The organism is Mycobacterium terramassiliense, from assembly GCF_900157385.1.
In the GTDB taxonomy this organism is placed as follows: domain Bacteria; phylum Actinomycetota; class Actinomycetes; order Mycobacteriales; family Mycobacteriaceae; genus Mycobacterium; species Mycobacterium terramassiliense.
In genome coordinates this window covers 191859-208103 of the sequence record NZ_LT717697.1, presented here as the reverse complement: position 1 = coordinate 208103, position 16245 = coordinate 191859, and the positions used below count along the sequence as shown (strand labels likewise).

The window sequence follows — 16245 nt, the reverse complement described above, 5'->3', positions numbered from 1 at the left end:
CCCAACCAACCTCAGCAATTTCGCAGGCTCCGTGGTGCGCCCAGGCGACCAGCAACACCAGGAGCACGGTGATGATCACCACCAGCGGCAGCCGGGTGGTCGTATCTGCCCGGCTTGCCGAGCCGTGCTATGCGCCAGGTGCTTGTCGGTGGTCTCCGTTATGGTCACGGCTGGCTGGTTCCTTTCCGGAGGTGGTGGATGTGGTGGTCGTGGTTTTGAGCGTCCGCAGCGCGTCCGCAAAACTGCTGAGCCAGCTCGAACTGCTTGAACGGCCCGAAACCGCTGACCAGGGGGTTTTCGCGCCGCTTGAACAGCTAACGGAGCTAAAGCCCCAGGAAGAAATTCATGGCCAATTCTCACCTTGGCGTGTGGTTTGGTCTCAGGATTGGCAGGGCATTCTGGAATCACGAACCGATAACCGCTGTTGATAGCTTTTGGCAGTTGCTCGGGAGGAGTTGGAATCGTGGCGGATGCACCGGGGGCGACGGTTATTTTCCTTCACTCTCATCCGGCGTGGCTTGCTGCTCGCCGCCTTGAACGAGAGCGCCACGCGGCGATGCGCCGCCATCCGTCTTTTTCGGCCCGTCGGCACGCCGCCGCGTCGGGCGGCCAGGTCACCCGCGACTTCAAGCTGTATTCGAGCACCGACACCCCCGCCTGAATTCGGCTGGCTCAGAAGATATCTCGGCGCGATAACTAATTCGCTCGGGCCATTTCCGGGCAGCCATTTTTCTATCCGGCGGCCGGCGGCTTTGCCATCACCGCGGGCTTGAAACCGTAGGTGGGAAGAATGCGCCCGTATCGGTTCCCGCCTGGCTGCCCGAAGGGGGCCATCGGAAGGGCATTCATGCCTTCCGCCGGGGCCACCGCATTGGTCAGCGCTCCCACCGCGGGATTGGTGATGGCGTTCACCGGCGCCCAGCTCGGCGGCACCGACAACGACCCCAGCGGAAGCGCGCGCCCCAGGCCCGCCGCGACGCCCCCGGCATTCGAGGCGGCATTGGCCGTGCCCGTCCCCGCGGCCGACGCCGCGCCCTCTAGCGCCTTGGCCGCCGGGGCCAATCCCTTCGCGAAACTGGTCATCGCCGTAATACCGTTGCTGACCTGCCCGAAAGACTGCGTCGACTGAATCATCGCCGCCAGTGACGAGACGTACGGCGAGAGATACTTGCCGAACAGGGTCACTACGTCATCGAGCGGGGTGTTCGCCACGATCCAGTCGTCGATCGGCTTGGCCTGCAGCGGTGCGGACAGAGTTTTCAGGATGTCGGAAACCCTGGGGTTGACGACGGAGGCCAGATTGGCGGCGCTCCGCTGCACGACGTCGTTTTCCGCCTTGAAGACGGCGATGGCCTGGTCGACCAACCCGATCGGGTCCACCACCTCGGCCGGCTCCCCGAATTCGCCCAACCGCGACGCCGCCGCCGCGGACGCCGCATAGCCATACATCGCGCCGGCATCCTGAGCCCAAAATTCGAAGTACTCCGCCTCGGTGGCCGCGATCGCCGGGGTGTTCTGCCCGAGCAGGTTGGTTGCGATCAATTCCGCCAGCAGAACCCGGTTGGCCGCGACTACCGGCGGGGGGACGGTCGCGGCGAATGCCGCCTCGTAAGCGGCCGCGGCGGCGCCCGCCTGGCTTGCGGCTTGGGCGGCCTGTTCGGCACTGCCGTGCAACCACGCCACGAACGGTGTGGCGGCCGCTACCAGCGACGCCGACGACGGGCCCAGCCAGGGACCGCTGGTCAGGCCGGAGATCACCGACCGATGACCCGCCGCGGCCAGGTCCAAATCGCCGGCCAGGCCGGCCCACGCCACCTCGGCGGCGACCAACGAACCCACCCCGGGGCCCGCATAGATGCGCGCCGAGTTGATCTCCGGCGGCAACGACCCGTAGTCGACCATCGTCTTTCTCCTAAGTCCCTGGCCGCTCAGCCGGCCGATGCCGCGTTCGCCGCCTCGGTGGCCGCGTATGACGCCGCACTCGTCGCCAGGGTCGCCGCCAGGGCCGCCTGAATCCTGGCCGCGCGCGCACTCAGTTCCTGGAACCGCGCGCCATGGGCGGCGAACTGTGCGGCCGTCAGCAGCGAAACCTCGTCGGCCGCGGCGGGAACAACCCCGGTCGTGGGCGCTGCGGCAGCGTCGGTTCCGGAGTTCAACGCAGCGCCGACCGACTGCAGGTTGCCGGCGGCGGCCGCGAGCGCCGCCGGATATGCGTTTACGAAAGACAATGGATTTTCCTTCCGGGAACAGTGGACTGGGTCGAACATAAACCGGGCGTCGACGGTTGCCGACGCGACTCCTGTCGCATAAATGCCTGATCTTTGCTTTTGCCGAATATTCACGCTGATTTTTACTCCCGCCCGCAATTTTGCGCCAAAGCCTCGGCGCCCTAATCGGCTTTGCTGCTGGCACGGGTGGGCGTCGCACCAGCGGCTTGGGGGCCGATGCGGATCCGGCGGCCGCCGCGCGCCGCCGGCCCCCAAAGCTCGGCGCTCTAGCTGCTCTTTTGCTCAAAGAAAGGGCGTTCGGGCCCGTCGGGAGGCCCCGCGCGACCGCGACCGAGAGCAGGCTGCCGCCCCGTCGATCGGCCGTAACGGGCATTGCCAGCCGCGTCGCCGCCGTCGCCATTGCCAGCGGAAGGTTCGCCGCGGCAGAATATGTGAATTCGACGTGAAGTTTGGGCCCCTTAATAGCGAGACGGAATTAATTTCGGTTTGAAGATATTATTTCTATGAATTAAGCGTGGATGTCTAAAGGAGTTTATGAATTCGGCATGACGTTGGTGGCCCGTTTGTCGCAGGGAAGGGCATGCCCGGGGCTGCCCTGGCACCCGGAACCGGAAATGTCACCAACGACATGGTGACCATGGTGTATGGTCCCAGCCAGTTCGAGGGGTTGATCAAGCAGTCGGTCCACCACGTTCTTTGGCGCGCTCCACGCGGAGCGAGGGGGACCCGATGGCTCTGACTGCCGGCGACGCACCCACTGCAGCGACCCTTTCCCTGGGCGCCAGGCTGTCGCGAACCACCATTCACCTCGCCATCACGGCGCTTGAGCAGAGGCACGGCCTGGATGAGCGGGTCGCCTTCGAAGTGTTGCGGGACGTCTCTCAGCGTCGCAATGTGAAGCTGCGCGCCGTGGCCGCCGAATTGCTGTCGCCCAGCAGCGACGGGCGATCGGGCCCCGCCGCGCCACCGCCGCCCTTGCCGTTCACGATCGGGGGCCGCGCGTGCTCGAACCGCAGCGAGGTGCTGGTGCAGCTGATGCGTGCCGCCGTTACCCGCTGCGGCGCGGAGCGGGGGACCGTTCAGCTCCGTGACCCGGTGCACGGCGGGCTGCAAATCGAAGGCAAGCGCGGCTTCGGCCAGGACTTTGTCGATGCCTTCAGCTACCTGGACGAACCAGGGACTGCGTGCGGGCACGCGTTTGACGATGCCCGACAAGTGGTGGTCGCCGACGTGGACAGCTCGCCGTTGTTCAGCGAATCCGCCCGGGAAATCCTGCGGGCGCACGAGGTCCGGTCGTGCGTGTCGACCCCGATCGTCGACGCCGACGGGAAGGTCCGGGGCATCGTCTCGACCCATCGGCGTGAGCGCGACGCCGTTCCGGACGAGGCCGACCTACACCACGTGAGGATGCTGGCCAACCAATGCGGTCGCTGGCTGCAGTGGTACGACGCCGCGGTGCTGCCCGCGATTGTCGGCGAGGTTCATCAGGCCGCGGCCGCCCAAGCCAAGCGCGCCGGCGCCCGCCGGGCCGCGGACCGTGTCGAGCCGGCGGTCACCATCGCCGCCGCCGCCCGGCTGCTCTCCGACCGCTACGGCGTCGAACCGAGTCATGCCGAGGCGGTGCTTGCGTCGCTCGCCGCCCAGCGCGGCGTCGTACTGGAGGAGCTGGCCGCCCAACTGATCGGCTAGAGTTTGCCCGCGACGAAGTCGGCGGCCTGGTTGGCCATGCCCGCATCGATGTACGCGCTGGCCAGGTGTTGCGGCCAGTTTTCTTTCCAGGTGTTCGGGTCTGCCGGGTTGCAGATGGGATCCGCGCCGTGGCACAGCTCGATGGTCCTGTCGTTGTAGGTCGGGTTGAAGTTCGTGATCGGACCGACCCACTGGCTTCCGTTGCCGAACAGCGCGACGGCGGCGATGTGCTCGTCGATGCCCGGCGGCAGGGGGCTGTCGAAGCCGAACGCGCTGATGGGCGCCGCCAGCACCACGTCGGTGACCGCCGCGCCCAGCGAGTAGCCGCCCAGCACCAGGCGGGTGTTCGGGCAATTGTTGACCATGTCCTGGATGTGATGGCTCATGTCGTTGGCGCCGATGTCGATCTGCGTGTCGGCGGGGTAATTCACGGCGTAGACGCCGATGTTCTTCGACACTTTGGACCGCAGCGAGCTGATGAACGCGTTGCCGAGCGCGCCCACCCCGGGGGACTCATATCGGCCGCGGGCGAAGACGACCTGGACCGGCGGACAGTTCGCCGCGGCTGCCGTCGGCGTCGCGGAGGGCAGCATCGTCAGCCCGGCCGCGATCACGACCACCGCCAGGCCGGCATCAACCCATTTGCGGGCAGACACGCGCACAGCATGATCGTAAAGCGATCGCGACGATCCCGCTGGCCGGAGGCGTGAAGGGGCCAGATAGGTTCGGCTCATGAGCCGCGCCGACGTCAGTCCAACCGAGCGCCTGTTTGCGATGGCCGAGCGGGTGCAGGGCTTCATGCCGCCCGACGAGGGACGCGCGCTCCACGACGCCGCGCTGCGGTACCTCAGGGGCGGCGTCGGCGTCGAGATCGGCACCTACTGCGGCAAATCCACCCTGTTGCTGGGCGCGGCGGCGCAACAAACCGCCAGCGTGCTTTACACGATCGACCATCACCACGGCTCCGAGGAACACCAACCGGGCTGGGAGTACCACGACGCCACGATGGTCGATGACGTCACCGGGCTTTTCGACACGCTGCCCACCTTCCGTCGCACGCTCGACGCCGCCGGGCTCGACGAGCACGTCGTCGCCGTCGTGGGCAAATCACCGGTGGTCGCCCGCGGCTGGCGAACACCGCTGCAGTTCTTGTTCATCGACGGCGGCCACTCCGAAAAGGCCGCGACCGAGGATTTCGACGGCTGGGCGAAGTGGGTGGAGGTTGGCGGGGCGCTGCTCATCCATGACGTGTTCCCGGACCCGCGCGACGGCGGTCGCCCGCCCTACTACCTCTATTGCCGCGCGACGGATTCCGGTCAGTTCCGCGAAGTATCGGCCACCGGGTCGCTGCGGGTGCTCGAACGCACCGGCGGGCAGGCGGGTGCCGCCATCGGCCAGGGCGGGGTCACCAGCCCGGACCGGTAGCCACACATTCGCAGTCGCAGTCCGTCTGCAGCCCCATCGGCAGTCCATCGCCGCGGAAAATGCCGGCGCCTGCCGTGGTGTCCGACAAGGCGTCGGCCGCCAGGATCATCGCCGCGCCGGTCCAGGTGGTGCGCTCCTCGGGCCAGCGCTTCCCGTCGGCGAAAACCAGGCCCGTCCAATAGGACCCGTCCTCTTCGCGCAGGTGCTGCATCGCGGCGAACTGCCGCTGCGCGGCGGTCCGGTGGCCGATGGCATCCAGGGCCATCACCAGTTCGCAGGTTTCGGCGCCGGTCACCCACGGCCGGTCGCCGACGCAGCGAATGCCGAGATCGCCGACCACGAAGTCGTCCCAGCGCTCCCTGATTCGCGCGGCGGCCGCCGGGCCGCGCAGCGCCCCGCCGAGGATCGGGTAGTACCAGTCCATCGAGTAGCGGTCCTTTTCGGTGAACGCCTCCGGATGCGCGGCGATCGCGTGGCCCAGGCGCCCCAGCGCCAGTTCCCACTCCGGTTGCGGTTCACAGACCAGCACCGCTAGCGCCAGCGCGCAGCGGATGCTGTGGAACACGCTGGCGCATCCGGTCAGCAGGGCTTCGGGCAAGGGCCCGTCTTCGCCTCGGGCCCAAGCAATCTCGCCGTAGCCGAACTGTAGGTCGATCACGAAATCGATCGCCTTGTGTACCAACGGCCACATCCGGGCGGCGAAGGACTCGTCGCCGGTGATCAGCACGTGGTGCCATATCCCGGTGGCGATGTATGCGCAGAAGTTGCTGTCGCTGTTGTGGTCTTCGATGACCCCGGCGCGGGTCTGCATGGGCCAGGAGCCGTCGGTCCGCTGCGTGCGGCGACTCCAGTCGAACGCGGCCCGCGCCGGCTCCAGCAGCCCGGCGGCCGTCAGCGCCATCGCGCATTCCACGTGATCCCACGGGTCGGTATGCCCACCCTCGAACCAGGGGATGGCGCCCGACGGCTCCTGGGCGGCGGCTATTGACAGCGCGGTCTGGCGGCATTGTTCGGGTGTGAGAACACCCGGAACGGCCGGCGCGTTACCCCGATGCAACTGAATACCCCGGGGCCGCTTCGCTTTCCGTAGGTCGCGACTTGGTGAAATACATCGCCACGCTCTTGCCGACGAGCGGGTTGAGCAGCGATTCGGCCAGCTGCGTGACCTTGGGCCGTCGCATCAGGTCCCACACCAGCAGCTTGTGGTAGGCGGCCACCGCGGGATGGTCGGGGTTCGACACACCGACAGCACATTTCAGCCACCAGAACGGCGAGTGCAGCGCGTGCGCGTGATGGGTATGCGTCAGCTCCATGCCGCCACCGACGATCTTTCCTCGCAGCTCGCTCGCCTTGTAGATGCGCACGTGGCCACCCTCGTTGGCGTGGTATTCGTCGGAAAGCAGCCAGCAGACCCGCTCGGGAAGCCAGCGTGGCACGCTGACCGCCAGCGTGCCACCGACTTTGAGGACCCTGACCAGTTCGGCGATCGCGGCGTCGTCCTGGGGGACATGTTCGAGGATTTCCGAGGCGATGACGCAGTCGAACGTCTCGTCGGCGTAGGGCAGGCTCAGCGCGTCGCCGAGGACGACCTTCGCCGACGCCGCCGCCGGCGCCTCTCCGGTTTCGGCCATCGCACGCAGAATGGTTTCGACGGAACGCAATTCGGACCCGTCGCGGTCGAAGGCGACCACGTCGGCGCCGCGCCGATAGGCTTCGAACGCGTGCCGGCCCGCCCCGCAACCGACGTCGATCACCTTCGTGGACGGCCCGATAGCGAGGCGGTCGAAATCGACGGTCAGCATCGGGCGATCGCCCGCTCGTAGACCCGCACGGTTTGCGCGGCCACCGCCTCCCAGCTGAACACGCTGATCGCGCGGTCGCGGCCCGCCTTGCCCATGGTGCGGCGCTTCTCCGGCGAGTCCAGGACGTCTCCGAGCGCGCGGGTCAGGGCGTCGACGTCGGCGGGCGGCACCAGCTCGGCGCAGGCGCCGTCGGTGCCCAGCACCTCGGGCAGCGCGCCCACCCGGCTCGCCACGATCGGTGTTCCACTGGCCATGGCTTCCACCGCGGGCAGCGAAAACCCTTCGTAGAGCGACGGAATGCAGGCGACCTCGGCCGAGGCGAACAGCGCGGCGAGCGCCTCGTCGGAAAGCCCGCTGGTGATGTGGACGATGTCGGAGATTCCGAGTTCGGCGATGAGTTTGTGGGTGGGGCCGTTGGGTTCCACCTTGGCGACGAGCCGCAACTCGAGGTCGCGCCGCGTGCGCAACTTGGCGATCGCGTGCAGCAACGTGCGGACGCCCTTCAGCGGGGTGTCGGCGCTGGCGATTGCGATGACCCGGCCCGGTTGCCGCGGCCGCGAACTCGGCTGGAACAGTTCGGTGTTCACCCCCAACGGCACGACGTGCAGTTGTTCCGGGGAGACGCCGAAATCGGCGACGATGTCCGCGGCCGACGACGACGAGACCGTCAACAAGTCGGGGATCCGGCGCGCCACCTGTTCCTGCATCTTGGAAAAGCCATACCAGCGGTGCACCAACGGCTTTCGCCACCACCGCGCGGCCGCTACGTCGAGCACCCGGTCGCGGGTGATGGGATGATGCACGGTGGCCACCACCGGAAGCCCCGTGTCGGCGATCGCCAGCAGTCCGGTGCCCAGGCTCTGGTTGTCGTGCACGAGGTCGAAGTCGTCCGCCCGTTCGGCCAGCAGCCTCGCGACGCGCATGGTGAACGTCCGCGGTTCGGGAAAGCCCGCCGTCCACACCGTCAGGAGTTCCAGCAGGTCGATGGAGTCGCGGATCTCGCTGGGACGCGGCACCCGAAACGGGTCGGGCTCGCGATAGAGGTCCAGGCTGGGCACCTTGGTCAGCCGCACCCGCGGATCGAGCAGCTCCGGATAGGGCTGGCCGGAGAAGACCTCGACGTCGTGGCCCAGGTCGACCAGGCCGCGGCTGAGGTGGCGCACGTAGACGCCCTGTCCGCCGCAATGGTCCTTACTGCGATAGGACAGCAGGGCAATTCGCATACTCAACTCTTATCCGCCGACCAAACAACGCGGGCGACCGCCCCCCAATCCATCGCTCTCAACGGACTCCCGAACCCCGCGACAGCAAACTGGACATGTGTCCAGACTATAGTTCGCCCACCTAAATGACGCAATTGAGGGGGGGAGCGCGGCGTTCGGGTGTGCGCCGATGGCTTCCCGCGTGAGCCGAAGGCGCGATCAGGCGCTGAATCTCGCCCTGGACGCACACTCGAAGCCGCCAGCGCACAAGGGCGTGAACCGTGCGGCTCACCAATTCGCGCAGCCAGGCGCGACCGAGGAGCAATCGGTGGGTGCCGGTTCGAGGCGCCACCACGACGGCCCCCGCACGGTCGGGCCGTCCAATTCATCAAGGCCGAGCACCGAATCTGACTTTGTTACCATCGCGCCGTGCGATCGCTCTCACGGCGCGACGTCCTCAGAGTCGCCGCACCGGTTTTCCTGGGCTTGGGCGCGGCGGCCGCGGCCGTGAACGAGCCCAGGGCGCGGGCCGCCGACACGCGGCTCATCGACTTCGCCGAAAAGAGGATCGCGCCCGAGGAGATCAAAGGCGCCGGCTACGCCGGGGTGGTGAACTACGTGTCCGCCTCGCGGCCGGGCGCGAACTTCGAGGCGAAGCCCATCACCCGCGAGTATGCGGACGCGCTCCGCGCGGCCGGCCTTCAAATCGTCAGCAACTTCCAATACGGCAAGCCCGGCTGGCCCGACCCGTCCGATTACACCCGCGGGTATGACGGCGGCGTGGCTGACGCGCACACCGCCGAGCAACTGCACAACGCGGCGGGCGGGACGGCCTCGGCCCCGATCTTCTTCAGCGTCGATGACAACATCGACGAGAACACCTGGAATGGCCCTGCGGTGCAATGGTTTCGGGGCATCAACTCTGTCTTGGGCGTGGGCCGCGCCGGGATCTATGGCCACGCCCGGGCGTGCGGGTGGGCCATCCGCGACGGCGTCATCGGAAACTCGACCACCCCGGGCCATCGCTGGGCCTGGCAGACCAGGTCGTGGTCGAACGGGGAGCGCGAACCGGCCGCGGTGCTCTATCAGACCGTGGTCAACAGCCCGTCGAACCCGAGTCCGCTGCTGGGCGGGATCAACGTGGATATCGACGACGTCCTGGCGCCCGATTACGGCCAGTGGGACTTCCCGCGCTGAACCGAGCGGCGCGTCACCCCCGCCGCTGCGCCGAGACATAAACGGCTGCGACCTCCAGCGGCGTGTCGTGTGCGTAGGTTATGTGTCGCGCAACGCCCTGGCGCGCCGCCCCAGCAACGCACGACACCCCGCGGACCGATGGCCCACGGGGTGTCGCTTGCCGGCTGTTACTTCAGGTCGAACCGGTCGGCGTTCATGACCTTGACCCAGGCCGCGACGAAGTCCTCGACGAACTTCCCCGCGTTGTCGTCCTGGGCATAGACCTCGGCCAGTGCCCGCAGCACCGAGTTCGACCCGAACACAAGGTCGTTGGCGGTGGCCGTCCACTTCTTCTGGCCCGACTTGCGGTCGACGACGTCGTAGACGTTCTCCGCCGTCTCGGACGCCTTCCACGCGTTGTCCATGTCGAGCAGGTTGACGAAGAAGTCGTTGGTCAGCGTGCCGGGCCGATCGGTGAACACACCGTGCTTGCTGCCGCCGTGGTTGGCGCCCAGCGCCCGAAGGCCACCGACGAGCACCGTCATCTCCGGACCGGTCACGCCCAGCAAGTAGGCCCGCTCCTGCAGCAGCTGCTCCAGCGGCGCCTTCTCGCCGGCGCGGATGTAGTTGCGGAACCCGTCGGCCCGCGGTTCGAGCACCGCGAACGACTCCACATCGGTGCTCTCCTGGGAGGCGTCGGTGCGCCCGGGCGCGAAGTGCACCTCGATCTCGTAGCCGGCGTCCTTGGCCGCCTTCTCCACCGCAGCGGATCCGGCCAGCACGATCAGGTCGGCCAGCGAGACCTTCTTGCCGCCCGACGCCGACGCGTTGAAGTCCTGCTGGATCTTCTCCAGCACGGGCAACACCTTGTCCAGCTCCGAGGGCTCGTTGACCTCCCAGTTGCGCTGCGGCTCGAGGCGCAGCCGCGCCCCGTTCGCGCCGCCCCGCTTGTCGGTGCGCCGGAAGCTGGATGCCGCGGACCATGCCGTCTTGACCAGCTGCGGCACCGACAGGCCGGAGTCGAGCACCTTTTGCTTCAGCGCCGCGACGTCGTTGGCGTCGACCAGCTCGTGGTCGACGGCCGGAACGGGGTCCTGCCACAGCTGCGGCTCGGGAACCCACGGCCCGAGGTAGCGGCTGATCGGGCCCATGTCGCGGTGCAGCAGCTTGTACCAGGCCTTGGCGAACGCCTCGGTCAGCTCCTCGGGGTGGTCCAGCCAACGTCGCGTGATGTCGCGATAGATCGGCGATTCGCGCATCGAGATGTCGGTGACCAGCATCGTCGGGGCGCGACCCGGCCCGCCGAACGGATCGGGGATGGTGCCCGCGCCGGCGCCGTGCTTGGCGACGAATTGCCAGGCATCGCCGGGGCTCTTGGTCAGCTCCCACTCGTAGCCGTACAGCGTCTCCAGGAAGGTGTTGTCCCACTTGGTCGGCGTCGGCGTCCAGACCACCTCCAGGCCGCTGGTGATCGCGTCCTTGCCCACGCCGGTGCCATAGGAGCTCTTCCAGCCCAGGCCCTGTTGCTCGATCGGGGCGGCCTCCGGCTCGGGGCCCACCAGATCGCCGCTGCCGGCGCCGTGGGTCTTGCCGAAGCTGTGCCCGCCGACGATGAGTGCGGCGGTCTCCTCGTCGTTCATCGCCATGCGCCCGAACGTCTCGCGGATGTCGATCGCGGCGGCGATGGGATCCGGCTTGCCCTCGGGGCCTTCCGGATTGACGTAGATCAGGCCCATGGTCGTCGCGCCGTAGGGCTGGGCGAGGCTACGCTCGCCCGAGTAGCGCTTGTTGGTGCCCAACCATTCGTCCTCTTCGCCCCAGAGGATTTCCTCGGGCTCCCAGACGTCCTCGCGACCGAAGGCGAAGCCGAAGGTCTTGAATCCCATCGACTCCAGGGCGCAGTTGCCGGCGAAGATGATCAGGTCCGCCCAGGAGACCTTGTTGCCGTACTTCTTCTTGACCGGCCACAGCAGCCGGCGCGCCTTGTCCAGGCTGACGTTGTCCGGCCAGCTGTTGAGCGGGGCGAAGCGCTGCATGCCCTGGCCGCCACCGCCGCGGCCGTCCTGAATGCGGTAGGTACCTGCGGCGTGCCAGCTCATCCGGATGAACAGGCCGCCGTAGTGGCCGTAGTCGGCGGGCCACCAGTCCTGCGAGTTGGTCATCACCGAGATGACGTCGGCCTTGAGCGCGTCGACGTCAAGCTTGGCGAACTCCGCGGCGTAGTCGAAGTCGTCACCGAGCGGGTTGGCCTGCGGCGAGTGCGGGTGCAGCGTCGATACGTCGATCTGATCCGGCCACCAGTCCCGGTTCGTCAGGGGCGCATGCGATTTCGGCTTGGGGGAGGGGATTGCCGGGTTTTCGCTTTCACTGGTGCTCGCCGTCTTGGCGTCGTCCTGGGGCGGACGGCTTTCAGATGTATCGGATGACACAGTGTTCCTTTCCAGTGGTTGTGATGCGGGCTGCGATCACGGGAGTGATCAAGAATCTGCGGTCGAGCAATCGGGGCACATGCCCCAGTAGATGACTTCGGCCTCGTCCAGGACGAAGCCCTCCAGCACGTGGTTGTCGTCCGACGGGGTCAGACACGGCGCCTCTCCGACCGCGCAGTCGACGTCGGCGATGACACCGCAGGCGCGGCACACGACGTGGTGGTGGTTGTCGCCGACCCGTGCCTCGTAGCGCGCGACCATCCCAAGCGGCTGGATGCGGCGCACCAGGCCCACCGCGGTCAGCGCGCTGAGCACGTCATAGACCGCCTGGCGCGAAACGTCGGGCAAACCGTCGCGCACCGCGTTGAAGATCGTGTCGGTGTCGGCATGGGGATTGGCGTGCACGACATCCAGGACGGCGAGCCGGGGCCTGGTCACCCGCAGATCGGCCATGCGCAGCCTGTCCGCGTTGCTCGCCGATGAGGACACGTGGTCCATATCACTCCCTTATTTGGAATCAGTCAAGACTTTCCCGGGAGAGTGTTGTGCGAATACGCGGTGAACGTTCACCGTCGGGGCGTCGAGCGGCGCGCGGTGCGACGAATAACGTTGAGTGCGAAAACAACTCGGCCTCAAGGCCTAGGACGCCGGCTGCAACGCGCTGCCCTTGCGCCACTGGTCCCAGCTCAGCGTCCAATCGCCGTTCTGGGCCAGCGTCAACGGCGGTCCGCCGCTGTTGCGGACCTCGACCACGTCGCCGGGCACCGAGAAGTTGTAGAACCACTTTGCGTTGTCGGCGTTGAGGTTCAGGCAGCCGTGCGAGGTGTCCCGGTGGCCCTGCGCCCATACCGTCGCATCGAGCTCATGCAGGTAGATGCCGTCGGTGCTGATCTTGGTGGCCCAGTTGATGGTCACGCGGTAGCCGAGGCGCGAATTCTTGGGCAGCCCGAACGTCGAGGAGTCCATCACGACGGGGTTGCCCTTGGAGAGCACGGTGTAAATGCCCGGCGGGGTCCACAACGAGATGGCGTGCCCCGCGACGTCGTCGGTGCCGCCCATCCCCATGGATGTGGGCATGGTGCGGACCAGGGCCCCGTTGTTGAACACGCTGACCTGATGGGTGGCGTCGTCGGCGATGGATACGTGCGCGTCGCCGATCCGGAACGACACTCGCGTGTCGTCCTGCCCGAATAGGCCATCGCCCAGCGCGATTCCGTAGATCTTGGCCTCGGCGGTGACGGTGGTTCCGGGGGCGTAGTAGCGCTCGGGACGCCAGTGCGCGTTTTGCCCGTCGACCCAGAACCACGAGCCCGGCACCGGTGGGTTGGTCGTCACCTTGAGCTGCCGCTCGGCGGCGGCCCGGTCGGAGATCTGCTCATCGAAGTGCGCGACGACCACCGTTCCGACGCCGTAAGTGCCGCCGTCGTGCAGCGCGGCCTCGGCCGTCGTGGTGAAGGAAACCTTGGTCTGGTTGGACGGCCGCAGCGTAGAGAACGACGAAACCTGCTTGGCCGCAACGCCGTTGGACCCCTGTCCGGTGGCGATCAACGTATAGGTGCGCCCGTACCCCAGCGGGACCGTGGGCTTCCAGACGGTGTTATCCGGGGTCATCACGCCCTGCACCGACTTGCCGCTGTCGTTGACCATGCGCACGTCGGTCAGCGTCCCCCCGTCGACCTTCACCAGCACCGGTGCGAGCGGGTCGACGTCGTGTGCGCCCGCGCCCGGCGTGATCGTTATTTGCGCGGCGGCAGGCGTTTTCGCGGAGAGGCCGTGGCGCGGGCAGACGCCGTGCGGGCACCGGGTCAACGACGCCGTCTCGATCGCGCCCATCAGCCCGACGAAGACGAGCACGGCCAACACGAACCGGCGAGGCCAGGCCGCCGAATCGCTGCTTGCGTCGCGTGCGGGCATGCGAATCATGTAGCCCACCGCGTTCGCCCTGAAACGTGAGGCGGCCCGCGAGGGATCATGGCGTCATGGCCGACGACGAACTCGACAGTCTGTACGGTGCGGAGCCCGCCGCCTTCACGGCGCTGCGCACCGAATTGGTCGCCGAGGCGAAGGAGCGCGGCGACGCGGCGGCCGCCAAACGGATCGCGGCGGCGCGCAAGCCGACGACGGCGGCCTGGATCGTCAACCGGCTCGCGCTGCGGCGCAAGGACACCAAAAAGCGCCTGTCCGACCTCGGCGACCGCCTGCGGGCCGCGCACGCCGAGATGGACGGCGAACGCATCCGCGACCTGTCGGCCGAGCAACACAAGCTGATCGACGAACTCACCCGGGCCGCGTTGCAAGCCGCCGACGTGCAGCGGCCGTCGGCATCGGTGCGCGAGGACGTGACCGGCACGCTGCAAGCCGCGGTCGCCGATCCCGACGTCACCCGGCGACTCGGCCGGCTGACCAAGCCCGAGCGCTGGTCGGGTTTCGGCGTCGGGGAAGCGGCGCCCGCATCGGCGCCAGTCAAGCGTTCCGGCACGGCCGCGCAGCGGCGCCTGGACAAGCTGAAGGCGGCCGTCGCCGACGCCGAGCGGGAGAAGGCCGAAGCCGACGACGCCCTGTCGCTTCGTAAGGCCGAACGCGACGACGCGCGCGCGGCCCTGCGCGAAGCCCAGCGCCGACTCGAACGGTCCGAAGCCGCGTATGACAAAGCGGAGGGGGCCAACCGCGCGGCCGCGGAATCGCTCAAAGAGGCGAAAGCGCAGCTCAAACGGGCGTGATCGCCGCCGCGCCGGCGGCGGCGACGTTTTCCCGGCTCCTTCGCGGGTATCAGCCAGCGGTGACTTCTTTGTGGATGGCTGACCGGGCCGAACAGCCTTGGGCCGCAAGCCGGCTTGACGACGGTCCCCGTTCGGCCGACATCATCGTCGTCGGCGCCGGGATCACCGGGCTGATGACCGCCGTCCTGCTGACCCGCGCCGGCATGGACACGTTGGTGCTGGAGGCGCGCACGGTCGGTGCCTGCGCCACCGGAAACACCACCGCCAAGATCAGCTTGCTGCAGGGCACCCAGCTGTCGAAGGTCCTGCCCCGGCACGGCAGGGACGTGGCGCGGGCCTACGTCGACGGCAACCGGGAGGGCCAGGACTGGGTGCTGCAACACTGCGAGTCGCACGGCGTCGCGGTGCAGCGCGAGGACGCCTACACCTACGCCCAATCGGCAAAGGGCGTCTTGTCCGCGCGCGCTGAGCTCAAGGCCTGCGAGGCGGTGGGGCTGCCCGCGGTGTGGGACGACGACGCGGACGTGCCGTTTCCGTACCACGGCGGCGTGCGGCTGCCCGACCAGGCGCAGTTCGACCCCATGAGGTTCCTGGACTCGCTGGCCACCGAGCTCCTGGATCGCGGGGGACGGCTGGTCGAGCACGCCCGGGTCCGGCGGGTGTCCTGGCGCGGCAAGGGCGTGCGCGTGCACGTCAACGACGCCGCAGCGCGCGATGTCGAACTCGAGGCCGGCCAGCTGGTGCTCGCCACGGGGATCCCGATCCTGGATCGCGGCGGCTATTTCGCGCGGGTCAAGCCGAGCCGGTCCTACTGCCTTGCCTTCAAGGTCCCCGGCAACGTCACCCGGCCGATGATGATCTCCACCGACTCGCCGACGCGTTCGGTGCGCTACGTGCCCGTCACCGACGGGGAACGCCTGATCGTGGGCGGGGCGGGCCACACGGTGGGTCGCAAGAAGAGCCCGTCGCAATCGCTGGCCGAACTCTCGGACTGGGCGCGCAAGCATTACCCGGGTGCCGTGCAGACCCACTTCTGGTCGGCGCAGGACTACACGCCCATCGACCATCTGCCGTACGTGGGGCCCATCCTCCCGAACACCGAAACCATCTTCGTCGCAACGGGTTTCAACAAGTGGGGCATGACGAACGGCGCCGCCGCCGCGCTGGCGCTGTCGAGCCGCATCCTGGGCGGGCGGATGGACTGGTCCAGCGCGTTCGCGAGCTGGAGCCCGCACGAACTGTCGGGTCTGCTGACGGCCCTGCAGGCCAACCTCGAGGTCGGGTTCGACCTGGCTAAGGGCTGGATCACCCCGGCACTACGCACCGGCCGCCGCAGCCCGGTCAACGGCGAGGGCGGCGTGGTGAGCGGGCCCCCCTGGCATCTGGAGGCCCGCTGCCGCGTCGACGGCACCGAGCACCGCGTCTCGCCGGTGTGCCCGCACCTGGGTGGGATCGTGAACTGGAACGACGCCGACAACGCGTGGGAATGCCCGCTGCACGGGTCGCGCTTCGCACCGGACGGCACCCTGCTGAAAGGACCGGCCACCCGCGACCTGACGGCCTAGGACAAATCC

General features: G+C 68.0%; 16 protein-coding genes. 7 read left to right on the top strand and 9 right to left on the bottom strand.

Going from position 1 to position 16245, the window contains the following annotated elements:
• Positions 1 to 71: 71 nt before the first annotated feature.
• Both MTAB308_RS28790 and MTAB308_RS28785 read left to right on the top strand, forming a co-directional pair.
• Positions 72 to 428 carry a hypothetical protein gene (locus MTAB308_RS28790; protein ID WP_157900885.1) on the top strand — a complete coding sequence of 119 codons (357 nt, stop codon included), beginning with the start codon at positions 72 to 74 and terminating at the stop codon, positions 426 to 428.
• 35 nt (positions 429 to 463) lie between these two features.
• A complete protein-coding gene (locus MTAB308_RS28785) occupies positions 464 to 661 on the top strand; it encodes a hypothetical protein (protein ID WP_077097038.1) in 198 nt (65 codons plus the stop codon).
• Positions 662 to 732: 71 nt separating this feature from the next.
• On the opposite strand, the gene MTAB308_RS01040 is transcribed toward MTAB308_RS28785, so the two are convergent.
• Together MTAB308_RS01040 and MTAB308_RS01035 are read right to left on the bottom strand one after the other, a co-directional pair.
• Positions 733 to 1902, bottom strand: a complete 1170-nt coding sequence (locus MTAB308_RS01040; RefSeq protein ID WP_077097036.1) for a PPE family protein — start codon at positions 1900 to 1902, stop codon at positions 733 to 735.
• A 26-nt stretch (positions 1903 to 1928) separates the two neighbouring features.
• Positions 1929 to 2228 (bottom strand): PE family protein, encoded by a 300-nt coding sequence (locus MTAB308_RS01035; RefSeq protein ID WP_077097034.1) that lies wholly within the window; start codon positions 2226 to 2228, stop codon positions 1929 to 1931.
• Between the two features lie 729 nt (positions 2229 to 2957).
• On the opposite strand from MTAB308_RS01035, the gene MTAB308_RS01030 reads away from it, so the two are divergent.
• A complete protein-coding gene (locus tag MTAB308_RS01030; protein WP_077097032.1) occupies positions 2958 to 3917 on the top strand; it encodes a GAF and ANTAR domain-containing protein in 960 nt (319 codons plus the stop codon).
• Here the strand turns inward: MTAB308_RS01030 and MTAB308_RS01025 are convergent.
• Positions 3914 to 4510: a cutinase family protein gene (locus tag MTAB308_RS01025; RefSeq protein ID WP_245831192.1), complete on the bottom strand. Its 597-nt coding sequence runs from the start codon at positions 4508 to 4510 to the stop codon at positions 3914 to 3916. The genes MTAB308_RS01030 and MTAB308_RS01025 overlap by 4 nt on opposite strands.
• Positions 4511 to 4649: 139 nt before the next feature.
• Here MTAB308_RS01025 and MTAB308_RS01020 point away from each other — a divergent pair, with 139 nt between their 5' ends.
• Positions 4650 to 5342: a class I SAM-dependent methyltransferase gene (locus MTAB308_RS01020; protein ID WP_077097031.1), complete on the top strand. Its 693-nt coding sequence runs from the start codon at positions 4650 to 4652 to the stop codon at positions 5340 to 5342.
• On the opposite strand, the gene mmpH is transcribed toward MTAB308_RS01020, so the two are convergent.
• From mmpH to manT, 3 genes are read right to left on the bottom strand one after another with little or no spacing between them, the layout of a single operon-like run.
• Positions 5323 to 6399, bottom strand: coding sequence for an MMP endo-(1,4)-3-O-methyl-alpha-D-mannosidase (mmpH, locus tag MTAB308_RS01015; protein WP_077097028.1), 1077 nt, complete (start codon positions 6397 to 6399; stop codon positions 5323 to 5325). The two genes, MTAB308_RS01020 and mmpH, sit on opposite strands and share 20 nt — an antisense overlap.
• Complete coding sequence (locus tag MTAB308_RS01010; protein WP_077097026.1) at positions 6386 to 7144, bottom strand: class I SAM-dependent methyltransferase; 759 nt, start codon at positions 7142 to 7144, stop codon at positions 6386 to 6388. The genes mmpH and MTAB308_RS01010 overlap by 14 nt, the downstream gene beginning before the upstream one ends.
• Positions 7138 to 8367 carry an MMP alpha-(1->4)-mannosyltransferase gene (manT, locus tag MTAB308_RS01005; protein ID WP_077097024.1) on the bottom strand — a complete coding sequence of 410 codons (1230 nt, stop codon included), beginning with the start codon at positions 8365 to 8367 and terminating at the stop codon, positions 7138 to 7140. The genes MTAB308_RS01010 and manT overlap by 7 nt, the downstream gene beginning before the upstream one ends.
• Before the next feature lie 408 nt (positions 8368 to 8775).
• Between manT and MTAB308_RS01000 the strand changes: the two genes are divergently transcribed.
• The gene (locus MTAB308_RS01000; RefSeq protein ID WP_077097022.1) at positions 8776 to 9543 is read left to right on the top strand and encodes a DUF1906 domain-containing protein; all 768 of its coding nucleotides are present in this window, start codon (positions 8776 to 8778) and stop codon (positions 9541 to 9543) included.
• 167 nt (positions 9544 to 9710) lie between these two features.
• On the opposite strand, the gene katG is transcribed toward MTAB308_RS01000, so the two are convergent.
• The 3 genes from katG to MTAB308_RS00985 form a co-directional block, all read right to left on the bottom strand.
• Positions 9711 to 11951, bottom strand: a complete 2241-nt coding sequence (katG, locus tag MTAB308_RS00995) for a catalase/peroxidase HPI (RefSeq protein ID WP_077097020.1) — start codon at positions 11949 to 11951, stop codon at positions 9711 to 9713.
• 48 nt (positions 11952 to 11999) lie between these two features.
• Positions 12000 to 12449 carry a Fur family transcriptional regulator gene (locus MTAB308_RS00990; protein WP_216823634.1) on the bottom strand — a complete coding sequence of 150 codons (450 nt, stop codon included), beginning with the start codon at positions 12447 to 12449 and terminating at the stop codon, positions 12000 to 12002.
• A gap of 141 nt (positions 12450 to 12590) precedes the next feature.
• Positions 12591 to 13865, bottom strand: a complete 1275-nt coding sequence (locus MTAB308_RS00985; RefSeq protein ID WP_077097403.1) for a L,D-transpeptidase — start codon at positions 13863 to 13865, stop codon at positions 12591 to 12593.
• 65 nt (positions 13866 to 13930) lie between these two features.
• Here MTAB308_RS00985 and MTAB308_RS00980 point away from each other — a divergent pair, with 65 nt between their 5' ends.
• Positions 13931 to 14671, top strand: a complete 741-nt coding sequence (locus MTAB308_RS00980) for a hypothetical protein (protein ID WP_077097018.1) — start codon at positions 13931 to 13933, stop codon at positions 14669 to 14671.
• A gap of 74 nt (positions 14672 to 14745) precedes the next feature.
• On the top strand, positions 14746 to 16236 hold the full coding sequence (locus MTAB308_RS00975; RefSeq protein WP_077097401.1) for an FAD-dependent oxidoreductase: 1491 nt from the start codon (positions 14746 to 14748) through the stop codon (positions 16234 to 16236).
• The last annotated feature ends 9 nt before the right edge of the window (positions 16237 to 16245 follow it).